Consider the following 19406-nt stretch of genomic DNA (forward strand, 5'->3'; position numbering starts at 1 on the left):
AAGCGGACGTCGTGAGGAAATCCGACCTCATGGGGAAAAGACACCTCATGGAGATTTCGCCCGGGCTGCGAATGGGGGCGCCGTGTTCGAAGAACCGGGCCATGAGCGTGTGATCGCGGGCCGCTACCGGCTCCTGGCACCGCTCGGCGAGGGCGGCATGGGGACGGTGTGGCGCGCCCGCGACGAGGTGCTGCACCGCGAGGTCGCCGTCAAGGAGGTGCGCGCCCCGGCCGGGCTGGCGGGTGACGACGTGCAGCGGATGTACGCGCGGCTGGAGCGGGAGGCGTGGGCGGCGGCCCGGGTCGCCAACCGCAACGTGGTGACGGTGTACGACGTGGCGACGGACGACGGCCGGCCGTGGATCGTCATGGAACTGGTCCGCGGCCTCTCCCTCGCGGAGGTCCTGGACGCCGAGGGCCCGATGACACCGCAGCGGGCCGCGCACATCGGCGCCGAGGTGCTGGCGGCGCTGCGGTCCGCGCACGAGGCCGGGGTCCTGCACCGCGATGTGAAGCCGGCCAACGTGCTGATCTCGAACGACGGCCGGATCGTGCTGACCGACTTCGGCATCGCCATGGTCGAGGGCAGCTCGGCGCTGACCATGACCGGGGAGGTGATCGGCTCGCCCGAGTTCCTCGCCCCGGAGCGGGCGCTCGGCCGTACGCCGGGCCCGGAGTCCGACCTGTGGTCGCTCGGGGTGCTGCTGTACGCGGCGGTCGAGGGCCACTCCCCCTTCCGTCACGACACCCCGCTGAGCACGCTGCGGGCGATCGTCGACGAGGAGCTGCCGCCGCCGTACCGGGCGGGTCCGCTCGCCCCGGTGATCGAGGGGCTGCTGCGCAAGGACCCCGAGCAGCGGCTGCCGGCCGAGCGGGCCGAAGAGGATCTGCGGGTCGTCGCCGCGGGTGGCTCACCGCGCGCGGACACCACGCGGGCGGTGCCGTTCCCACCGACGGTCGCGGGCCACCCCGAGCCCGCTCCCACGCCCCCGATGCCGTTCCCGGGTCGGTCGGCGCCGTCCGGTTCGACCGCCCCCACGACGGCCACCGGCCGGGACGGCGACCGCAGGGGCGGCGACCGCAGGGCCGGGCGGGTGCTGGTCGCGGGCGTGATCGCGCTGGCGCTCGCGGTGGGCGGGCTGACGTACGCGCTGCTGAACAACGGGGACGGTTCCGGCGGCAACGACCAGGGGGCCGGGGAGAGTACGCCCACCGCGGCCAAGAGCCCGCCGCGGAACACCGGGACCGAGAAGTCCAGCCCGTCGCCGACACCGAGCAAGAGCGAGGAGAGCAGTCCGCCGCCGCAGTCGGTGCGGGTCGCCCTGGAGGGCCGGCGCACGGACTACTCGGGCAGCTGTCCGCCGCCGAACGCCCAGGCGCCCGAGTTCACGGCGACGCTCACGGTGGGGCGGTTGCCGGCCGAGGTGAGCTACCGCTGGGTGACGCAGGACGGCCAGGTGCTCGACGGGGGCTGGAAGACGCTGTCGTTCCCGGAGGACGGCGGCCGTTCGAAGCAGGACACGGTGCGGGTGACGACCGATGCGGAGACCGGGACGTTCGAGAACGAGATCGGCGTCGAGGTGCGGGAACCGGTGCGGACGACGTCCGCGTCGGTGCCGTTCTCGGTGACGTGCGAGACGGAGACCCCGACGGACGGGGCCTCCCCTTCTCCTTCCGGCACGGACCCGGGCTCGGACCCGGATTCCGACTCGAATTCCGGCTCGAATTCGGACGGGGACTCCGGTTGAGCGGTCAGTCGTTGTTGTTGAGCACGGGCAGGTAGCCGCCCGACTGGCCGGGTGCCTTCGGGTGGTAAGACTCACCGATGTTGAGCCAGCTGACGCTGTGCAGCCAGGAGTCGCCGGAGCAGATCTCGTGGCCGGTGAAGGCGGTGCGTACGTCACCGAAGGCGAAGCCGTGGTTCGCGGCGCGCTTTGCGATGGCGGTGTTGAGGTGGTCGGAGGCGTCGTTGATGGCCTTGCGCTTGGTCTCGGACAGGCCGAGGCAGGTGGCGCCGAGCTTGTAGAAGCGGGGGTAGCCGAGGACGACGACCCGGGCCGCGGGGGCCTTGGAGCGGATGGCCGAGTACACGCCGTCGAGCTTGCCGGGGAGCGTGGAGTCGACGTACGCCCGGGCGGTGTTGATGCGGGAGACGCAGGAGCTGTCGGACTGGGTCACACAGGTCGTCATGACGTCGGCGAATCCGGCGTCGTTGCCGCCGACGCTGATCGAGACGAGGGCGGTGGAGGCGCCGAGCGGGGTGAGCTGACTCGCCAGAACATCACCCGTTCGGGCGCCCGAGCAGGCCGTGAAGTCGAAGGTCGAGGGTGAGTGGGCGGCGGCCCAGAGGTAGGGGTAGGCCTTGGTGCTGCGCTTGCAGTCGCCGCTGGAGCTGATGTAGCTGCCGGCTCCGACTCCGGAGGAGTAGGAGTCACCGAGGGCCACATAGCCGCCAGTTGCGGCGAGTGAGGACGCCTGCGCCGTTGCTGCCCCGGTGAGGGCGGTGCCGACGGCGAGGAGGAGCGAGCTCACGAGGACGACAAATCGGGAACGTCTCATGGAACCTCCCTTTAGCAGGATCTCTGCCATAACCGTCGTAGCAGCTACGCGTGTTGACAGGAAGTGTTCATGCCAAGTCTTTTCGGCCTCTCCCCGATGCTCGGCGCGTTCACCACGCCTCTTGTCACACGTCCGACTCTCTTGTTACGTGCCCATGACAGGTTTGTTGACTGGTGCTCAACTCCCTTGTCCTCTTCCATGCTTGACCGAGGCTTTACTCCGGCGCCCTCCGCGCTGGACATCTTCGCCCCGGCTCCTCCATCACCGCCGGCTGGCGCACCGGCGACACCGCGACCAACACCATCTCCGGCACCTCGATGGCGACCCCGCACGTCGCGGGCGCGGCGGCGGTCTGCCTGGCGGGCCACACCTCGTCCACCCCGGCCTCCGGGGAACGCATGTTTATGCGACGGGAACGTGCAACTTGCGTCGCACAAGACGCCTGCCACAACGGCCAAACCAACAAAAACGTGAGAGGCCGTTCCAGGTCTTGCCATACGGGTTCAATCGTCAATACCGTCATACATCTCACCCGCATCGGTCCGTCAGTACGCGGCTCTAGGGGAGGGCTCAAGGACCGCGACGAACCGGCGCGGGGCGCGGTAGGGGGGTGCCGTGCTCGGTGATCGCAACTGTCTCCGGGCCGTGCCGCGCGGTCGGCTGCCGTTTTTCGCCGCCGGCCAGCTTTGCCAGCTCACCCGGCGTGCCCGAAGCTCCATCTCGGCGTGCCACGGGTGAGAACCCCCCTTTCGAACCGGACTGGATCCGGACTGCCCTGGGGGGGCGGTCCACCGGACGAGAGGGACCAGACTCATGAGTTCCGTACTGCAGCCGGCCGCGGCGGACCCGCATCCGCCGACCGCCGGGAAGTACCGGCCCGTCTCCTCGCACCTGGCCATAGCGCCGCCGGTGAGCGTGGTCATCCCGGCCATGAACGAGGCCGAGAACCTTCCGTACGTCTTCAAGACCCTGCCCGACTGGATCCACGAAGTGGTCCTGGTCGACGGCAACTCCAGGGACAACACCGTCGAGGTGGCCCGCGAGCTGTGGCCCGAGGTCAAGGTGGTCGAGCAGCGCGGCAAGGGCAAGGGCGACGCCCTGATCACCGGGTTCCAGGCCTGCACCGGCGACATCATCGTGATGGTCGACGCGGACGGCTCGGCGGACGGGGGCGAGATCCTCAGTTACGTCTCCGCCCTGGTCTCCGGCGCGGACTTCGCCAAGGGCTCCCGCTTCGCCAACGGCGGCGGCACCGACGACATGACCTTCATCCGCAAGCTCGGCAACTGGGCACTGTGCACGGTCGTCAACCGCAAGTTCGGCGCCCGCTACACCGACCTGTGCTACGGCTACAACGCCTTCTGGCGGCACTGCCTGGACAAGATCGACCTCGACTGCACCGGCTTCGAGGTCGAGACCCTGATGAACATCCGGGTCGTCAAGGCCGGGCTCAAGGTGCAGGAGATCCCGAGCCACGAGTACCTGCGCATCCACGGCACCAGCAACCTCAGGGCCGTGCGGGACGGTCTGCGCGTGCTGCGGGTGATCCTTCAGGAGCGCTCCAACCGCCGTGCGCTGCGCCGCCGTTCGCCCCGGTCATCGATGCCGGCCGCGATGCGGGGAGAGGTGTCTTGAGCGGTCCCGACGTCTCCGTCGTGATCTGCGCGTACACCGAGGACCGCTGGGAGGACATCCTCGCGGCGGTCTCCTCGGTCCACACGCAGTCGCGGCCGGCCCTGGAGACGCTGCTGGTCGTCGATCACAACGACACGCTCCGGCAGCGGCTCGCCAGGGAGTACAAGGAGTCCTCCGGGGCCGCTGCGGTGCGGGTGCTCGCCAACGCGGGCCCCCGCGGCCTGTCCGCCGGCCGCAACACCGGCATCGCCGCCGCGCGCGGCGAGGTCGTGGCCTTCCTCGACGACGACGCCGTGGCCGAGCGCGACTGGCTGCGGCACTTCGCCGAGGCGTACGCCGACCCGCGGGTGATGGCGGTCGGCGGACGCACGGTGCCGGTCTGGGCGTCGGGGCGGCGGCCCGACTGGTTCCCGGAGGAGTTCGACTGGGTGGTGGGCTGCACGTACCGGGGTCTGCCGCGCGGCCGGGTCCGGGTGCGCAACGTGCTCGGCGGCAACGCCTCGTTCCGCCGCAGCGCCTTCGACGCGGCGGGCGGTTTCGCCACCGGCATCGGCCGGGACGGGGACAAACGCCCGCTGGGCTGCGAGGAGACGGAACTGTGCATCCGCCTCAGCCGTGCACGGCCCGACGCGGTGCTGCTGATCGACGACCGGGCGGTGATCCACCACCGTGTTCCCGAGATCCGGGAGCACTTCGGCTACTTCCGCACCCGCGCCTACGCCGAGGGCCTGTCCAAGGCCCTGGTGGCCCGGAGCGTCGGCGCCCAGAAGGGCCTGGAGTCGGAGCGCCGGTACGCCACGCGGGTCCTGCCGGCCGGGGTGGCCCGGGGTCTGCGGGACGCCGTGCTGGCCCGGCCGGGCGGTGCGGGACGGGCCGGCGCGATCGTGGCCGGGGTGCTGACGGCGGCGGGCGGCTACGTCGTCGGCAGCGTCCGGGCCCGCCGGGGCGGCACCACGTTCCGGGTGCCGGAGGTGGAGGTGGCGGCCCGTGAGTGACGCCCGCGTCCCGATCCTCATGTACCACGCGGTCGCGACCGACCCGAACGACGCGACCCGCGCCCTGTCGGTGACCCCGGAGGCGTTCGCCGAGCAGATGGCGGTGCTCGCCGACCGGGGCCTGAGGCCCCTCACCACGGCCGGACTGGCCGCGTGCTGGCGCTCCGGCCGGCCGCTGCCCGAGCGGCCGGTCCTCATCACCTTCGACGACGGCTACGAGGGCGTGCACCGGCACGCCCTCCCCGTGCTCGCCAAGCACGGCTTCCCGGCCACCCTGTTCGTCTCGACCGGGTGGCTCAGGGGGCCGTACGACACCGGGGGCGGCCTGGACACCATGCTGGACTGGGACCAGGTCCGCGAACTCGCGGCGGGGGGTGTCGAGATCGGCGGGCACAGCCACAGCCACCCGCAGCTCGACCAGGTCTCCGACGCCACCCTGCGGTTCGAGCTGATCCACTGCAAGGAGATCATCTCGGACCAACTGGGCGCCGCACCGGCCTCGTTCGCCTACCCCTACGGCTACTCCAGCCGCCGGGTCCGGCAGACGGTGCGCGAGACGGGCTACGCCCAGGCCCTCGCCGTCGGCAACGGCCTCGCCCAGCGTGCGCAGGGGCCGTACGCGCTGCGGCGGGTGACGGTGCGCCGCAGCACGGGTGCCGAGGAGTTCGAGCGGGTCATCGAGGGGCGCGCGATCGCCCGTACGTTCGCCGGGGACCGTGCCCTGACCAAGGGGTACGCCGTGGTCCGCAGGGCCCGCCAAGCACGCCGGCTGGTCGCCCGCTCCGGGGGCTGACCTGCACAGGGGCAGCGCGCCGCGCGCACCGGGAAAACGGGTGCACGCGGCGTCGCCGTGCCGGATCATGGCGGCATGTCTGGAAACCCGCACGAGGCGCTGCCGATCCGGCTCAACGTCGACGACTCCGACTCCCCGTCCGACGTCGTCGACGCGCTGTTCCTCGGCCGCTTCGCGACGGGCGAGCAGCCGTACTCCCACGCGGTGAACATCGACCGCGTGCGGGCCGGGGCGACGCTGATGCCGTCCGGCGCCCGGGTGCTGCGCGTCGCCCGGGACGACGACCGCAGCGCGACCCTCGCCGAGGGCGACGGCTGGACGCTGCTGGTCTCCCGCTGGAACCGGGGCGCCGACGTCACGGTGACGGCGACCAGCGAGGAGCTGGCGAAGAAGGTCCTCGACCAGGCCACGGACGGCGCGGCGGACGAGCCCGAACCGCAGCCGGAGAACGTCACGATGGGCTTCTGGTACGTCTCCCCGCGCCGCGGCCCGCACCGCACGACCCGCCAGATCGCGGCGGGCACCTGGGACGAGGTCCGGTCCAACTACACCGCGCCGGTGGCGGACGCCATGGACCGGCTGATGAAGACGACCCCCGAGGACATCGCGGGCCGTCTCCTGCTGCTGCACGGCCCGCCGGGCACCGGCAAGACGTCGGCGCTGCGGACGCTGGCCCGTTCCTGGCGCGACTGGTGCCAGGTGGACTGCGTCCTGGACCCCGAGCGGCTCTTCTCCGACGTCGGCTACCTCATGGACATCGCCATCGGCGAGGAGGACGCGGCGGGCAAGGGCCGCTGGCGGCTGCTGCTCCTGGAGGACTGCGACGAGCTGATCCGCGGCGAGGCCAAGCACACGGCGGGCCAGGCGCTGTCGAGGCTGCTGAACCTGACGGACGGACTGCTCGGCCAGGGCCGCAACGTCCTGGTCGGCGTCACCACCAACGAGGATCTGGAGCGGCTGCACCCCGCCGTGGTCCGCCCGGGCCGCTGCCTCGCCCGCATCGAGGTGGGCCCGCTGACCCGCCGGGAGGCCGTGACCTGGCTGGGCCACGAGGACGGCGTCGGCCGCGAGGGCGCGACGCTGGCGGAGCTGTACGCGCTGCGCCGGGGCACGTCCCCGACGTCCCTGCCGGAGCCACGCGGCGGCGTCGACGCGGGGCTGTATCTGTAGCGGGGCCACCCGTCCGGTTCGCTCACAACCGCCTCTCACCTCCCTGTTACCCGGGCGTGCCAAGGTGTGCGGCGGAGCGACGCCGAGCTCCGCATGGACCAGGGAGGCCTCCGATGGCGCACACGGCGCCCACCGTGCTCAGCGAACCCGCCCACCGCGCCGCACGGTGGGTCCTGCCCGTCGTCCTCGGTGCCGTCTACGGCAACTGGGTCGCGGTGAACCGGCGTCACGGCGGTCCGATCACCGGACCGGATGTGGCGTCGGGTGTGTGGAGCGCGCTCGCCTTCATGGCGCTCTGCGTCGCCGTGGTCCAGGTGACCCGGCGCCTCAGGCGCGACCTGCACGCCCTGCACGCCCTGCTCCGGGCCGCCTTCGCCGGCGTCGCGCTGGGCTTTCTCTACAGCCAGACCGGCGACGACATCCGTCCCGTGGTCATCACGACGCTGCTGGTCACGGCAGCCGTCTTCCTGCTGCTGTTCTACCGCTTCCACGCGCGCGCTGACGCGTAGCGGTTCCGGGGAACCAGGTCGCCACGGCCACCCTCCAAGGTTGCGCGGTGCTTTGATAGGCGTATGACCCTTTTCGTCGGCACGTCAGGGTGGCAGTACAAGGACTGGCGGGATGTCCTGTACCCGTCGGGGCTGCCGATGCGGCTCTGGCTGGAGGAGTACGCCGGGCACTTCGCCACCGTCGAGATCAACAACGCCTTCTACCGACTGCCGGCCCGGGACACCTTCGAGGACTGGCGGCGACGGGTGCCCGGAGACTTCGTCGTCGCCGTCAAGGCGAGCCGCTATCTGACCCACATCAAGCGGCTCAAGGACCCCGAGGAGCCGGTGCACCGCCTGATGAGCCACGCGGCGGGCCTCGGTGAAAGGCTCGGCCCGGTCCTGCTGCAGCTCCCGCCCACCCTGCGCGCCGACCCGGGCCTGCTGGACGCCTGCCTGGCCTGCTTCCCCGCCTCGACCCGGATCGCGGTCGAGCCGCGCCACGACTCCTGGTGGACGCCGGAGGTCCGCCGTGTCCTGGAGTCCCGGCGCGCCGCCCTGTGCTGGGCCGACATCCTGGCCCGCCCGGCGACACCCCTGTGGCGCACCACCGACTGGGGTTACGTCCGTTTCCACCAGGGCCGCGCCCGGCCCTGGCCCCGCTACGGCCGCCGCTCGCTGGCCACCTGGCTCGACCGCATCGCCACGACCTGGCCCGGCGGCGAGGACGTCTACGCGTACTTCAACAACGACCCGGGCGGCGCCGCGGTGGAGGACGCGATGGCGTTCGCACGGACGGGGAGGTCGGCGGGGCTGGAGGTCACGCGGACCCCCGAGCGGCTGACGCAGCGGTCCGGTTAGGACTTCCTACTCGCCGTAAGCCGCCCGCAGGGCGTCCCGGACCGCTGCGAGCGCGACGTCCTCGCCCAGCCCGAGCCTCCTGGCCCGCTCCGCATAGGCCTGCGCGGCCGAGGCCAGCTCGCGGTCCGCCGCCGAGCCGGCGGCAGCCACGAACGTGCCGTTGCGGCCCCGCGTCTCGATCACCCCGTCCGCCTCCAGCGCCCGGTACGCCTTGGCGACCGTGTTCGCGGCCAGCCCCAGCGACCCGGCCAGTCCCCGCACGGTCGGCAGCCGGTACCCCACCGGCAGCGCACCCGACCGCGCCTGCTCGGAGATCCGCGCCCGCACCTGCTCGTACGGCGGAGCACTGTCGTCGATGTCGATCTTCAAGGTCACAGGCCGATTGTCGCGCACCCGACGGAAAATGAGAGGCACCCCGGACGGGTCCACACGTAGCGTGCGTCTCCATGACCATGATCGTGCGCGACCTGCGTCCCGACGTCCGAGCCGACGCCGAGGGGTTCTCCGACACCCGCCGCCTCGCCCTGCCCTACATGCTGTCCACACCCGAGTCCGTGGTGCACACCCTGACGCACGCGCACCCGGACGCCCACTTCGGGCAGCTCGTCGCCGAGGAGGACGGCGAGATCATCGGCACGGCCCAGGTCAGTGTGGCCCACGACAGCCCGGAGCCCGGCCAGGGCTCCGCCAACATCTACGTGCGCCCGGGCCACCGGGGTCGCGGCGCCGGTTCGCTCCTGCTGCGCACCGCCGAGGAGCGCCTGGGACGTCTGGGCGTCACCAAGCTGTTCACCTGGGTGCTGGACGAGCCGGACAACCTCGCCTTCGCCGAGCGGCACGGCTTCCGGGCCAGCCGTTCCGCCTGGTTCCTGCGCCTGGACCTGGCGGCCGGCACCCTGCCGCCCCGCCAGGACCTCCCGGCGGGCGTCGAGCTGCGCACGGCCGCCGGCTTCGCGGACGACCCGCGCCCGATGTTCGAACTGGACGCGGAGACCTCGTCGGACGAACCGAGCGACATCGACGTGGAGTTCACGGACTACGAGGCCTGGCTCGAGGAGAACTGGAAGCACCCGCTGCTGAACCGCGACCTGACGACGGTCGCCGTCGTCGACGGGCGGCCCGCCGCCTTCAGCGTGGCGTACACCGACGGCGATTCCCGCTACAGCACCGCGATGACCGGCACGGCCCGGGATTTCCGCGGCCGTGGCCTGGCGAAGCTCGCCAAGAACGACTCCCTGCACCGCGCCCGCGCCGCGGGGTACAAGGAGGCGTTCACCGGCAACGACACCGGCAACGAGCCGATGATCGCCATCAACAAGTGGTTCGGCTACGAAATCTGCGCGAAGGAAGTGCGTTATGTCCGCGAACTCGGCTGACCGGCTCCCGCAGCTGGACGTCGTACTCGTCAAGGCGGGCCGTACGAAGATCCGTTACACCGGCGAGCTGCTGACGGACGACGGCACCCGGGTCGCGGTCCGGGCCCCGTGGGCGGGCTCCGGCGTCCGCGACTTCGGGTTCGTCCGCTTCGAGCCCGGGGACGTCTTCACGGAGTACTACTGGCGCGACCGCTGGTACGCGGTGAAGGAGGTCCGCTCCGCCAAGGGCGCGCTGAAGGGCTGGTACTGCGACGTCACCCGCCCCGCCCGGCGCTCCGGTGCGGAACTGGTCGTGGAGGATCTCGACCTGGACCTGTGGCGCTCCGCGGACGGTGCGGACGTACGGCGCCTGGACGAGGACGAGTTCGCCGAGAGCGGCCTCGACGAGTCGGACCCGGAGGCGGCACGGGCCGCCCTGGCCGCGCTCGACGAGCTGGAGTCACTGGCCCGCGGCGGCGGCTTCACCGCGCTCCTGGCCTGACGTCCTCACCTGCGCGATCACCGCGTACCGCTCGTCCGTCACCTGCCCGCCCCACAGCAGCGGATCGTGCGAGAGCCGCTCCACGGACACCCGACCGGCGATCGGGGCGAGCAGGCCGGTGAGCCGCTCGGCGGGTACGCCGACCGGCTCGACGCTCCCCCACACGCCCTCGACCAGCACGAGCCGCCCGCCCGGCCGCAGCAGCCCGCACCAGTGCCTGAGGGCGCGGCCGGGATCGGGCAGGGCCCACAGGACGTGCCGGACGAGCACGGCATCGAAGCGCTGCTCCCCGATCGGCGGTGCCGCGGCGTCACCGACGAGGAACACCGCGTCACGCCCGGCGAGTTTCTCCCTGGCGAGCGTCACCATCGCCGGGGAGAGGTCGACGCCCCTCACCCGGTGTCCCTGCTCGGACGCGAGGAGTGACAGGCTGCCGGTGCCGCACCCGAGATCGAGGACGTCTCCCGCCCGCCCGGGCAGCCAGCCGCGCAGTCGCCCGGCCCAGGCGCGGCGCACCTCGGGATCGCGCAGGCCGTGGTCCGGCTCCTCGTCGAAGGAGGCGGCCTCGGCGTCCCAGTCCACGTTCGTCATGGGCCCAAGAGTGACACCCGCCACTGACACGCCCATCGTGACTGCCGCCACTGACAAACCAGGAGCGATGAGTAACTCTCCCCCGAAAGGTCTACCTCCGTGAGAACGCGGAACCCGGTAGACCATTGAGGAGGCAGCCATGCGCCGTGTGACCGTGCAGAAGCCCCTGAAGAAGACGGACGTCCGCCGGGTCCGCGATGAGGTCGACGAGTGCCCCGCCGGGCGCCCCGAGGTCCGCAAGGACATCGCCCGCACCTGGTGGCCTGAGGGCTGAACGGCCGGCGCCGGTCATGAGACGCACGCCTCAGAACAGCCGCTTGCGGTAGTGCACGCGGTCGTAGGGCCCGTCCACGCGGCGTTCCACCAGTTCGTAGCCGTATCTCGGATAGATCTTCTGGTTCTCCCACATCAGCGCGTTCGTACAGAGCCTGACCTCGGGCAGGCCCAGCGCACGCGCGTGTGCGTCCACGAACCGGAGCAGCCGCCGCCCCACTCCCCCGCCGTGCGTGGTGGGGTGGACGGCGATGGTGTCGAGGAAGAGATGGTCCTCGAACGCCTCGACCACGACGAGGCCGGTCACGGGATCGCCCGTCACGAACACCTTGCCCGCGGCCACGTTCGCCGCGTGGTCCTCCTCCATGGGCTGCGGCACGCGCCCGATGCGCTCGATGTAGGGGCGGAAGGCCGCGTCGATCACGCCCGCGACGACCGGTACGTCGACGGCCCCGGCCAGCCGGATCTCCTCGTCTGCCATGCCGCGACGGTACCTACCTGATCCCAGTCCGAACACTCCCTTAAGCGGGCCATAAGGATCTCCTCCACCCGCCCTCAGCAGGCGATTTCACGGTTTTCAGGGGCTAGCTTCGGGAGCACCCCACGGGATCCGGCCCACCCGGGCCCGGACCTGTCCCATGAAACCGTTCCGAGGAGTTCCCGCATGCCCGCACGCCGCAAGGCAGCCACCGTCGCCGCTCTCGGCAGCCTCCCGCTCGCCCTGACCGCGCTGACCGCCGCCCCGGCCGCCGCACACGGCTCGATGGGCGACCCGGTCAGCCGGGTCTCGCAGTGCTACGCCGAGGGTCCCGAGAGCCCGAAGTCGGCCGCGTGCGGGGCGGCGGTCGTGGCGGGCGGCACCCAGGCCCTCTACGACTGGAACGGCATCCGCATCGGCGACGCGGGCGGACGCCACCAGCGGCTCATCCCGGACGGCAAGCTGTGCAGCGCGAACAACGAGCAGTTCAAGGGCCTCGACCTGGCCCGCGCCGACTGGCCCGCGACCAGCGTGCGCAGCGGCTCGCACACCTTCAAGTACCGCGTGACGGCCCCTCACAAGGGCACTTTCAAGGTCTACCTCACCAAGCCCGGCTACGATCCGGCCGAGCCGCTCGCCTGGAAGGACCTGGATCTCGCGAACCCGGTCGCGACGTCCACCGACCCGGCCGCCACCGGCGGTTTCTACACCTTCTCCGGCACCCTGCCCCAGCGCTCCGGCAAGCACCTGCTGTACGCGGTCTGGCAGCGCTCGGACAGCCCGGAGGCGTTCTACTCCTGCTCGGACGTCAGCTTCGGCGGTGGTGACAGCACGGCGGGCGGCGCCGCCGCTACGGCCCCGTCCGCCTCCGCTCCCAGCGAGAAGCAGATCGAGGAGGGCAACGACAGGTCGACCGTCGAGCACCACGGGCACGGCGACGACGACCCCAGCACCTCTGCGGAGCCGGCCGCGGCCCCGCAGGAGAGCACGCCGGGCCGGCCGAAGGCCGCCGCACCCGCGCCCAACCGGCCGAAGGCGGCCGGTGCCACCGAGAACCTCGCCGAGACCGGCGGCGACAGCGGCACCACCTATCTCGCGATCGGCGGCGCGGCCACGCTGGCGCTCGGCTCGTCGGCCCTGTTCCTGTCGGCCCGGCGCCGCACGGTGAGTGGCGGACGGCACGGCGGCTGACGTCCACCGCCCCATGACCCGGGGCCTGTCCGGCGGCTCAGGCCGGGCAGGCCCCGAATCGTTTCCCGGGCAGTCGCCCATCACTGACACGTGTCATTCGAACGCCGAAGCACAGGTGGTGGGCTTGGCACGCCCCGGATCGAGGGCGTTGGCCACCTCGTGGAAGACGACCCGGTCCAGCAGCCCGACCGCCACGTGCTCGGACAGGTCGACGGGGCACAGGTCCTGGAGCAGGACGTTGCGCACGTCGGGCCCGGTCAGGTACTGGCTGCGCCACGGCGTGACCACCTCGTCGTACCGGGTGGCGATGACGGTGTAGCGCACGCCGGGCACGGTGTCGCCGCCCGCGTTGAGCTTGGCGAGGAAGGCGGAGCCGGTGACCTGGTCGGCGAGGGCGGGGGTGTTCTTCGCCAACAGGTCCGCGGCGCCCGGGAAGTACGGCAGCAGGCGGGTGAACCCGCTCAGAGTGGTGCCGTGATTGCTGGGCGCGATGCCGACCAGGGCGTTCACCCTGGCGGCTCCGCCGAGGAACTTCAGGTAGTAGCGGGGCATCATGCCGCCCTGCGAGTGCCCGACGACGTCGGTCTCGGCGGCCGCGGTGGCGGCGAGCACCTTGTCCACGAAGTCCTTCAGCTGTCCGGCGGACTTCTCGACGGGTCCGAGGCCGTGGAAGAAGGGGACCCCCTCCAGCTGCCCGTAGTCGAGGGAGAAGACGCAGTAGCCGCGGACCTTGAGGTAGGGGGCGAGGCCCAGCCAGTTGTCGACGGAGTTCCCGAGGGTGCCGTGGACGAGGACGACGGGGCGGGGGTGGGCGGCGGACGGCTTGCAGGAGTAGTCGTTCCAGCCGGAGCTCGGGGCGCCGGTGGCCTGGGCGGTGGTGGCGGGGACGGTGACGGCTGCGGCGGTCAGCAGCAGCGCGGCCAGGGGTCTGAGCACTCGTTTCCAGGGCAGCATCGGGTGATCTCCTTGCGGCTCAAGGGAGGTGCGGCGGCACGGGCCCTGTGATCCGGATCACGAGGATGCTGTTCACTCGTCAAGTTACGAGCGAGTAGTCGAACTGGGAAGTTACGCGTCAGTAAAACTTGCGGTGCTAACCGGCGCCGCCCGGACTCCCGCCCGACGCCCCCTCACCAGGCAGGCCGAATGGGCCCGTGAGGAGCGATCCGCAGCAACTGCTCCCCCAGTGACCGCACTTCCCGCTCCCCCAGCAGATCCCGCCACTCCCGCACGGCTTCCGCGGCGGCCTCCTCCGCCGCCCGCGTGCACTCCCAGCCCCGCGCGGTCAGCACGACCAGCCGCGCCCGCGCGTCCCCGGGATGCGGCTGCCGCTCGGCATACCCCTTGCGCACCATCTCGTCGACGAGCTGACTCGCGGCCTGCTTGGTCACTCCGAGATGGGCGGCGAGGTCGGTGACCGTCGCCCCGTCCGGGGCGAGCCGGGCGAACGCGAAGCCGTGCGCGGGCCGCAGCCCTTCGAAGCCGCGAGCGATCACGCCCTCGTGGATGCGCTGCGTGAGCCCGCCGGCGGCGGCGAGCAGGGCGGCGGACAGGGCCATGGCCTCGGAGTTCTGCACCCGTGCATTGAAACACCCTTGACGTGATGGTCAAGTAGCTTGACTATATAGTCAAGCTACTTGACCACTTGGAGGTCTCATGCCCATCGTCCGCTCGTCCGAAGCCGTCACCCACGAGATCCACGGCGCCCGTTTCGTCTCGTACGCCACCCCGGCCGGCGGCAGCAAGGAGCTGTGCGCCTGGCGCGGCGAGATCCCGGCCGGCCTCAAGGCGCCCGCGCACACGGTCAGCCGGGAGGAGATCTTCCATCTGCTCGACGGCGAACTGCTGATCACCCTTGACGGCCGCACCGAGCGGATCGCCGCGGGCGACACGGTGATCGTCAACGCCGGCGCCACCCTGACCGTCGAGAACCCGACCGACCGGACCGCCTACTCCTGGGTCACCACCTCGATCGGCCTGGAGGCACGGCTGGCCGACGGCACCCGCATCGCGCCGCCGTGGGCCAACTGACGTCAGGCGGAGGGGTCTACGCCGCCGCCCCTCCCAATCCCCCGGGCATCACCGCCCGCGGCCCGAACTTGGCCCGCGCGCGGTCCGCGACCTCCTCGATACGGCGGACCTTCTCGTCCACCGGGTCGAAGGTCAGCTGGTGGGCGGCCCGGTCGGCGGGGTCGAGCCCCTCGGCGCGCAGAGCGATCACCCGCACCCGGGCCCGTTGCAGTCCGAGTGCCTCGTACATGCCGTACGCGGCCTTGGTCAGCGCCGGGGAGTGCGCGGTCGGCTCGGTCAAGGTGCGGCTGCGGGTGGTGGCCGACCGGTCGGCGTAGCGCACGGTGAGGGTGAGCGTGCGGCAGACCTTCTCCAGGGCGCGCAGCCGGGCGCCGATCTCCTCGGCTGCCGACAGCAGCGCCCGGCGGTGCCGGTCGGGGTCCAGTTCGTCGCGTCCGAAGGGGCGTTCCGTCGCCAGGGACCGGGAGACGGCGTTCGGTACGACCCGGCCGCGGTCGACGCCGTTCGCCTTCTCACGCAGCTCGCGGCCGACCTTCGCACCGATCAGCCGCTGGAGCGTGGACAGCGGCGCGGCGGCGACCCGGCCGAGGGTGTCGAGGCCGTAGTCGCCCAGCGTGCGGGCGGTCGCGGCGCCCACACCGGGCAGCGCGGCGACAGGCTTGTCCGCGAGGAACTCCGCGACGGCGTCCGGTTCGCCGGGCACCGCACACGTCACCCCGGGGACAGCGTCGCGCAGCGCCATCCGGGCCAGCATCGGCCCGGGACCTGCCCCGATCGCACAGTCGACGCCGTACAGCGCGAGCGACCGCACCCGGATCACCGAGGACAGTTCGACGGCGTCCCGCCGGAAGTACCGCTCGGCGCCGCGCAGGTCCGCCAGCGCCCCGTCCGGCGGCAGGGCCTGGACGACGGGGGTGAACTCCTCGAGCATCCCGAGCAGGTGGGGCAGGTCCGCCTCGCTCGTCGGAGGCAGCTGGAAACGTACGCAGAGGATGGTCATCCCGCACTCCCCGGACTCTGGTGCCACAACTTCCTTCCGACCGCCGCGGGTCCTTCCCCCGCGGGGCGCAGATCGGCCCAGGGGTGCATCTCGTACCCCGTGGCCATGCGGATCTTCCGCTGCTCCATCGGGTCCTGGGCCGCGGAACCCGCCGGTGCGGGCGCTCCGTCCGACCCGGCGAGCCGCCTGCGCGCGGCCCCCTCGGCGTCGTCGCCGGAGTCCCCGGAACCGCCGGCGCCGGCCAGCCGGGCCGCGACCCCTTCCAGCCCCTCCTCCCGGCGCACTTCCAGCAGGTCCGCGAGGTTCCAGGCGGCGGCGCCCACCACGCTGAGGCTGCGCGGGCCGCGGCGCTGCACCACCCCGCGCACCAGCAGCAGCCAGGAGTGGAAGACGGTGTGGGCGCAGGCGTCGTGGGAGTCGTCGAAGAAGGCGAGGTCGACCAGGCCGGTGCCGTCGTCCAGGGTGGAGAAGATGACGCGCTTGCCGGACCGGATCGGCGGCGTCTGGGTGGCCGCCTTGGCGCCCGCGACCAGCACCGTCTCCCCGTGCCGGGCCTCACGCAGCCGCCGCGCCGACACCACGCCCAGTTCGTCGAGGAACTGCCGGTGGTCGTCCATCAGGTTGCGCGAGGCGTCCATGGACAACACCCCCAGCTCGGCGCTGAGCCGCTCCGACGAGGTGAGGTCGGGCAGCCCGGCCGGGGCGGTCTTCCGCCCCCCGGCCAACGGCAGCTGGCCACCGCCGCCGCCCCGGGCGCCCCGGTGCAGCTCGGTCAGATGCAGTTGCAGATCCCGGCGGTTGGCGCCGAACGCGTCCAGCGCTCCCACCTGCGCGAGCCGCTGGGCCAGCGGACGGCTGGGCCGGCCCCGCTCCCAGAAGTCGACCAGCGAGGCGTACGGCTGTCCCACGGCGATCCGCGCCGCCTCGGCCTCGCTGATGCCGTACACATCGGAGAGGGCCAGCCGCAGCCCCCATTTACCGGACACCAGTTCGATACGGTGTGCGACTCCCGACGCGTTCACGTCCAACGGCAGCACGGGCACCCCCCGCCGCCGCGCGTCCGCCAGCAGCAGCCGCTTCGGATACATCCCGGGGTCGTGGGTGAGCAGCCCGGCGTAAAAGGCGGCGGGATGATGCGTTTTCAGCCACGCCGACTGGTACGTCGGCACGGCGAAGGCGACCGCGTGCGCCTTGCAGAAGCCGTACGACCCGAAGGCCTCGACGATCTCCCAGGTCCGCTGAATCGTTTCCGCGTCATAGCCGTTCGCCGCCGCGTGCTGCGCGAACCACACCTTGATCCGCTCCTGCGACTCCGGATCCGACAGCCCGCGCCGCACCCGGTCGGCCTCGCCGCGCCCGCAGCCGGTCATGATGTCGACGATGTCGATGATCTGCTCGTGGAAGACGACGACCCCGTACGTCTCCTTCAGCGGCCCCTCCAGATCCGGGTGCGGATACCGGATCGGCGCCCGCCCGTGCCGCGCCTCGATGAACGGCCGCACCATGTCGGCGGCGACCGGCCCGGGCCGGAACAGCGAGATGTCGACGACGAGATCGTGAAAGCCGGCCGGCTGGAGCCGCCCGACCAGGTCCCGCTGCCCGGGCGACTCGATCTGGAAGCACCCGAGGGTCTCGGTGGACTGGATCAGCCGGTACGTCTCCGGATCCCCCGGCGGCAGCCCGTCCAGATCGACCCTCACCCCCGACACCCGCTCCACTTCCTCCACCGCGTGCGCCATGGCCGACTGCATCCGCACGCCCAGCACATCGAGCTTCAGCAGCCCGAGGTCCTCGACGTCGTCCTTGTCGAACTGCGACATCGGAAAGCCCTCGCCGCTGGTCGGCATGACCGGCGTACGCGCCAGCAGCGAGGCGTCGGACAGCAGCACCCCGCACGGGTGCATGGCCACCCCACGCGGCAGGGCGTCCAGCGCCTCGACCAGCTCCCACAGCCTCCCGTACTTCTCCTTCTCCCCCGCCAGCGCGCGCAGCTCGGGCAGCTCCTCCAGCGCCGCGCGAGCGTCCCGCGCCCGGATATGAGGAAAGGACTTGGCGACCCGGTCGATCTCTGCCGGGTCCATGGACAGGGCGGCCCCCACGTCACGGATGGCGTGCCGTACGCGATACGTCTCCGGCATCGCGACCGTCGCGACCCGCTCGGTGCCGAACCGGTCGATGATCGCGCGGTAGACCTCCAGCCGCCGCGCGGACTCCACGTCGATGTCGATGTCGGGCAGCACGACCCGCTCCTTCGACAGGAACCGCTCCATCAGCAGCCGGTGCTCGATCGGATCGGCATGCGCGATACCGAGCAGATGGTTGACGAGCGACCCGGCCCCGGACCCGCGGGCGGCGACCCGGATGCCCATCTCCCTGACGTCGTCGACCACCTGGGCGACGGTCAGGAAGTAGGAGGCGAACCCGTGGTGGGCGATGATGTCCAGCTCGTGGTGCATCCGCTCCCAGTACTCCCGCCGCCGGTCGTATCCGCGCAGCACCATCCCGGCCGCCGCCCGCGAGGCCAGCGTCCGCTGGGCGGTGCGACGCCCGGCGCCGACCAGATGCGGCTCGGGGAAGTGGACGGTACCGATCCCGAGATCGTCCTCGGGATCGACCAGACACTCGGCGGCCGCGGCCTCCGTCTGCGCCACCAGCCGGTGTGCGGTCTCCCGCCGGAACCCCGCGGCCTCCACGATCCGCTCCGCCGCACCGAACATGTCCCCGGCGCCCTTGAGCCAGGCCTCACCGGAGTCCAGCCCCTTGGCCGGATCGATGGGCACCAGCCGCCGGGCGGCGTCCAGCACGTCGGCGACCGGCCCGAGACCGGGGTCCGCGTACCGCACCGCGTTGGTGAGCACGGGCCGGATCCGCTGCTCGGCGGCGAACCCGACGGTACGGGCGGCCAGCCGCAGCGACCCCGGCCCCGTCCCCTCCCGGCCGTGCCAGACGGCCTCCAGCCGCAGGTCGTCGCCGTAGATGTCACGCCAGGGCACGAGCAGCCGCGCCGCACGGTCGGGCCGCCCCGCGGCCAGGGCTCGCCCGACGTCCGATCCGGGCCCGAGCAGCACGGTCAGCCCCTCGGCGTGATTGCGCTCCCAGGGCAGCAGGGGCGTCCCCTCCCCCTCGTGAGCAGCCGAGACGAGCCGGCACAGCTCCCCCCACCCCCGGGCGCCGTCCCGGGCGAGAAAAGTCACGCGGGGAGCCGACTCGTCGACGAAGGCACCACCCCGCACCGGAGTCCTGCGCCGCTCCCGCCGCTCGGGCTCCGCACCCGCCACCGCCAGATCGGCTCCGAACAGCGGCCGGACCCCCGCTTTCCCGCAGGCCTTCGAGAACCGCACCGCACCGGCGAGCGTGTCGCGGTCGGTCAGCGCCAGGGCCTCCATGCCCCGCTCGGAGGCACGCTCGGCCAGCCGCTCCGGATGCGAGGCTCCATAGCGCAACGAGAATCCGGAGACGGTGTGCAGATGCGTGAACCCCGGCACACG

Annotated in this window: 20 protein-coding genes and 1 pseudogene; 13 read left to right on the forward strand and 8 right to left on the reverse strand. The window is 72.1% G+C overall.

Features of this window, described 5'->3' with window-relative positions; translation table 11 throughout:
• Positions 1-82 precede the first annotated feature (82 nt).
• On the forward strand, positions 83-1747 hold the full coding sequence (locus CEB94_RS08945; RefSeq protein ID WP_246111758.1) for a serine/threonine-protein kinase: 1665 nt from the start codon (positions 83-85) through the stop codon (positions 1745-1747).
• A 4-nt stretch (positions 1748-1751) separates the two neighbouring features.
• Here the strand turns inward: CEB94_RS08945 and CEB94_RS08950 are convergent, their stop codons facing one another.
• Positions 1752-2558, reverse strand: a complete 807-nt coding sequence (locus CEB94_RS08950) for an SGNH/GDSL hydrolase family protein (protein ID WP_175431656.1) — start codon at positions 2556-2558, stop codon at positions 1752-1754.
• A 228-nt stretch (positions 2559-2786) separates the two neighbouring features.
• Here CEB94_RS08950 and CEB94_RS42195 point away from each other — a divergent pair.
• The 7 genes and pseudogenes from CEB94_RS42195 to CEB94_RS08985 form a co-directional block, all read left to right on the forward strand.
• Positions 2787-3184: pseudogene (locus CEB94_RS42195) on the forward strand (S8 family serine peptidase); the annotation flags it as partial.
• 187 nt (positions 3185-3371) lie between these two features.
• Entirely contained in the window at positions 3372-4193 is an 822-nt protein-coding gene (locus tag CEB94_RS08960; protein ID WP_175431657.1) for a glycosyltransferase family 2 protein, read from the forward strand.
• Positions 4190-5188, forward strand: a complete 999-nt coding sequence (locus CEB94_RS08965; RefSeq protein WP_175431658.1) for a glycosyltransferase family 2 protein — start codon at positions 4190-4192, stop codon at positions 5186-5188. The genes CEB94_RS08960 and CEB94_RS08965 overlap by 4 nt, the downstream gene beginning before the upstream one ends.
• Entirely contained in the window at positions 5181-5981 is an 801-nt protein-coding gene (locus CEB94_RS08970; RefSeq protein ID WP_175431659.1) for a polysaccharide deacetylase family protein, read from the forward strand. Before CEB94_RS08965 ends, CEB94_RS08970 begins: the two co-directional genes overlap by 8 nt.
• Before the next feature lie 75 nt (positions 5982-6056).
• A complete protein-coding gene (locus CEB94_RS08975) occupies positions 6057-7151 on the forward strand; it encodes a DUF5925 domain-containing protein (RefSeq protein WP_175431660.1) in 1095 nt (364 codons plus the stop codon).
• 113 nt (positions 7152-7264) lie between these two features.
• A complete protein-coding gene (locus CEB94_RS08980; protein ID WP_175431661.1) occupies positions 7265-7660 on the forward strand; it encodes a hypothetical protein in 396 nt (131 codons plus the stop codon).
• 63 nt (positions 7661-7723) lie between these two features.
• Positions 7724-8500 (forward strand): DUF72 domain-containing protein, encoded by a 777-nt coding sequence (locus CEB94_RS08985; RefSeq protein ID WP_175431662.1) that lies wholly within the window; start codon positions 7724-7726, stop codon positions 8498-8500.
• A gap of 6 nt (positions 8501-8506) precedes the next feature.
• On the opposite strand, the gene CEB94_RS08990 is transcribed toward CEB94_RS08985, so the two are convergent.
• The gene (locus tag CEB94_RS08990; RefSeq protein ID WP_175431663.1) at positions 8507-8875 is read right to left on the reverse strand and encodes a GntR family transcriptional regulator; all 369 of its coding nucleotides are present in this window, start codon (positions 8873-8875) and stop codon (positions 8507-8509) included.
• Between the two features lie 71 nt (positions 8876-8946).
• Here CEB94_RS08990 and CEB94_RS08995 point away from each other — a divergent pair, with 71 nt between their 5' ends.
• Positions 8947-9876, forward strand: a complete 930-nt coding sequence (locus tag CEB94_RS08995; RefSeq protein WP_175431664.1) for a GNAT family N-acetyltransferase — start codon at positions 8947-8949, stop codon at positions 9874-9876.
• Positions 9857-10357 (forward strand): ribonuclease FAU-1 family protein, encoded by a 501-nt coding sequence (locus CEB94_RS09000; RefSeq protein ID WP_175431665.1) that lies wholly within the window; start codon positions 9857-9859, stop codon positions 10355-10357. The genes CEB94_RS08995 and CEB94_RS09000 overlap by 20 nt, the downstream gene beginning before the upstream one ends.
• On the opposite strand, the gene CEB94_RS09005 is transcribed toward CEB94_RS09000, so the two are convergent.
• Positions 10316-10948, reverse strand: a complete 633-nt coding sequence (locus CEB94_RS09005) for a class I SAM-dependent methyltransferase (RefSeq protein ID WP_246111759.1) — start codon at positions 10946-10948, stop codon at positions 10316-10318. The genes CEB94_RS09000 and CEB94_RS09005 overlap by 42 nt on opposite strands.
• A 139-nt stretch (positions 10949-11087) precedes the next feature.
• Here CEB94_RS09005 and CEB94_RS41670 point away from each other — a divergent pair, with 139 nt between their 5' ends.
• Positions 11088-11222 (forward strand): hypothetical protein, encoded by a 135-nt coding sequence (locus tag CEB94_RS41670; protein ID WP_281292498.1) that lies wholly within the window; start codon positions 11088-11090, stop codon positions 11220-11222.
• 30 nt (positions 11223-11252) lie between these two features.
• On the opposite strand, the gene CEB94_RS09010 is transcribed toward CEB94_RS41670, so the two are convergent.
• Positions 11253-11702, reverse strand: a complete 450-nt coding sequence (locus tag CEB94_RS09010; RefSeq protein WP_175431666.1) for a GNAT family N-acetyltransferase — start codon at positions 11700-11702, stop codon at positions 11253-11255.
• 183 nt (positions 11703-11885) lie between these two features.
• On the opposite strand from CEB94_RS09010, the gene CEB94_RS09015 reads away from it, so the two are divergent.
• A complete protein-coding gene (locus tag CEB94_RS09015; RefSeq protein ID WP_175431667.1) occupies positions 11886-12890 on the forward strand; it encodes a lytic polysaccharide monooxygenase in 1005 nt (334 codons plus the stop codon).
• A gap of 93 nt (positions 12891-12983) precedes the next feature.
• Here the strand turns inward: CEB94_RS09015 and CEB94_RS09020 are convergent, their stop codons facing one another.
• Together CEB94_RS09020 and CEB94_RS09025 are read right to left on the reverse strand one after the other, a co-directional pair.
• The gene (locus CEB94_RS09020; RefSeq protein ID WP_175431668.1) at positions 12984-13844 is read right to left on the reverse strand and encodes an esterase/lipase family protein; all 861 of its coding nucleotides are present in this window, start codon (positions 13842-13844) and stop codon (positions 12984-12986) included.
• Positions 13845-14017: 173 nt separating this feature from the next.
• Positions 14018-14464, reverse strand: coding sequence for a MarR family winged helix-turn-helix transcriptional regulator (locus CEB94_RS09025; protein ID WP_175431669.1), 447 nt, complete (start codon positions 14462-14464; stop codon positions 14018-14020).
• Positions 14465-14543: 79 nt separating this feature from the next.
• Here CEB94_RS09025 and CEB94_RS09030 point away from each other — a divergent pair, with 79 nt between their 5' ends.
• A complete protein-coding gene (locus tag CEB94_RS09030) occupies positions 14544-14918 on the forward strand; it encodes a cupin domain-containing protein (RefSeq protein ID WP_175431670.1) in 375 nt (124 codons plus the stop codon).
• 16 nt (positions 14919-14934) lie between these two features.
• On the opposite strand, the gene CEB94_RS09035 is transcribed toward CEB94_RS09030, so the two are convergent.
• Entirely contained in the window at positions 14935-15918 is a 984-nt protein-coding gene (locus CEB94_RS09035) for a DNA polymerase Y family protein (RefSeq protein ID WP_175431671.1), read from the reverse strand.
• Complete coding sequence (locus tag CEB94_RS09040) at positions 15915-19403, reverse strand: DNA polymerase III subunit alpha (RefSeq protein WP_175431672.1); 3489 nt, start codon at positions 19401-19403, stop codon at positions 15915-15917. Before CEB94_RS09040 ends, CEB94_RS09035 begins: the two co-directional genes overlap by 4 nt.
• Positions 19404-19406: the final 3 nt, after the last annotated feature.

It is taken from the genome of Streptomyces hawaiiensis, from assembly GCF_004803895.1.
GTDB classification, from domain to species: Bacteria; Actinomycetota; Actinomycetes; order Streptomycetales; family Streptomycetaceae; genus Streptomyces; species Streptomyces hawaiiensis.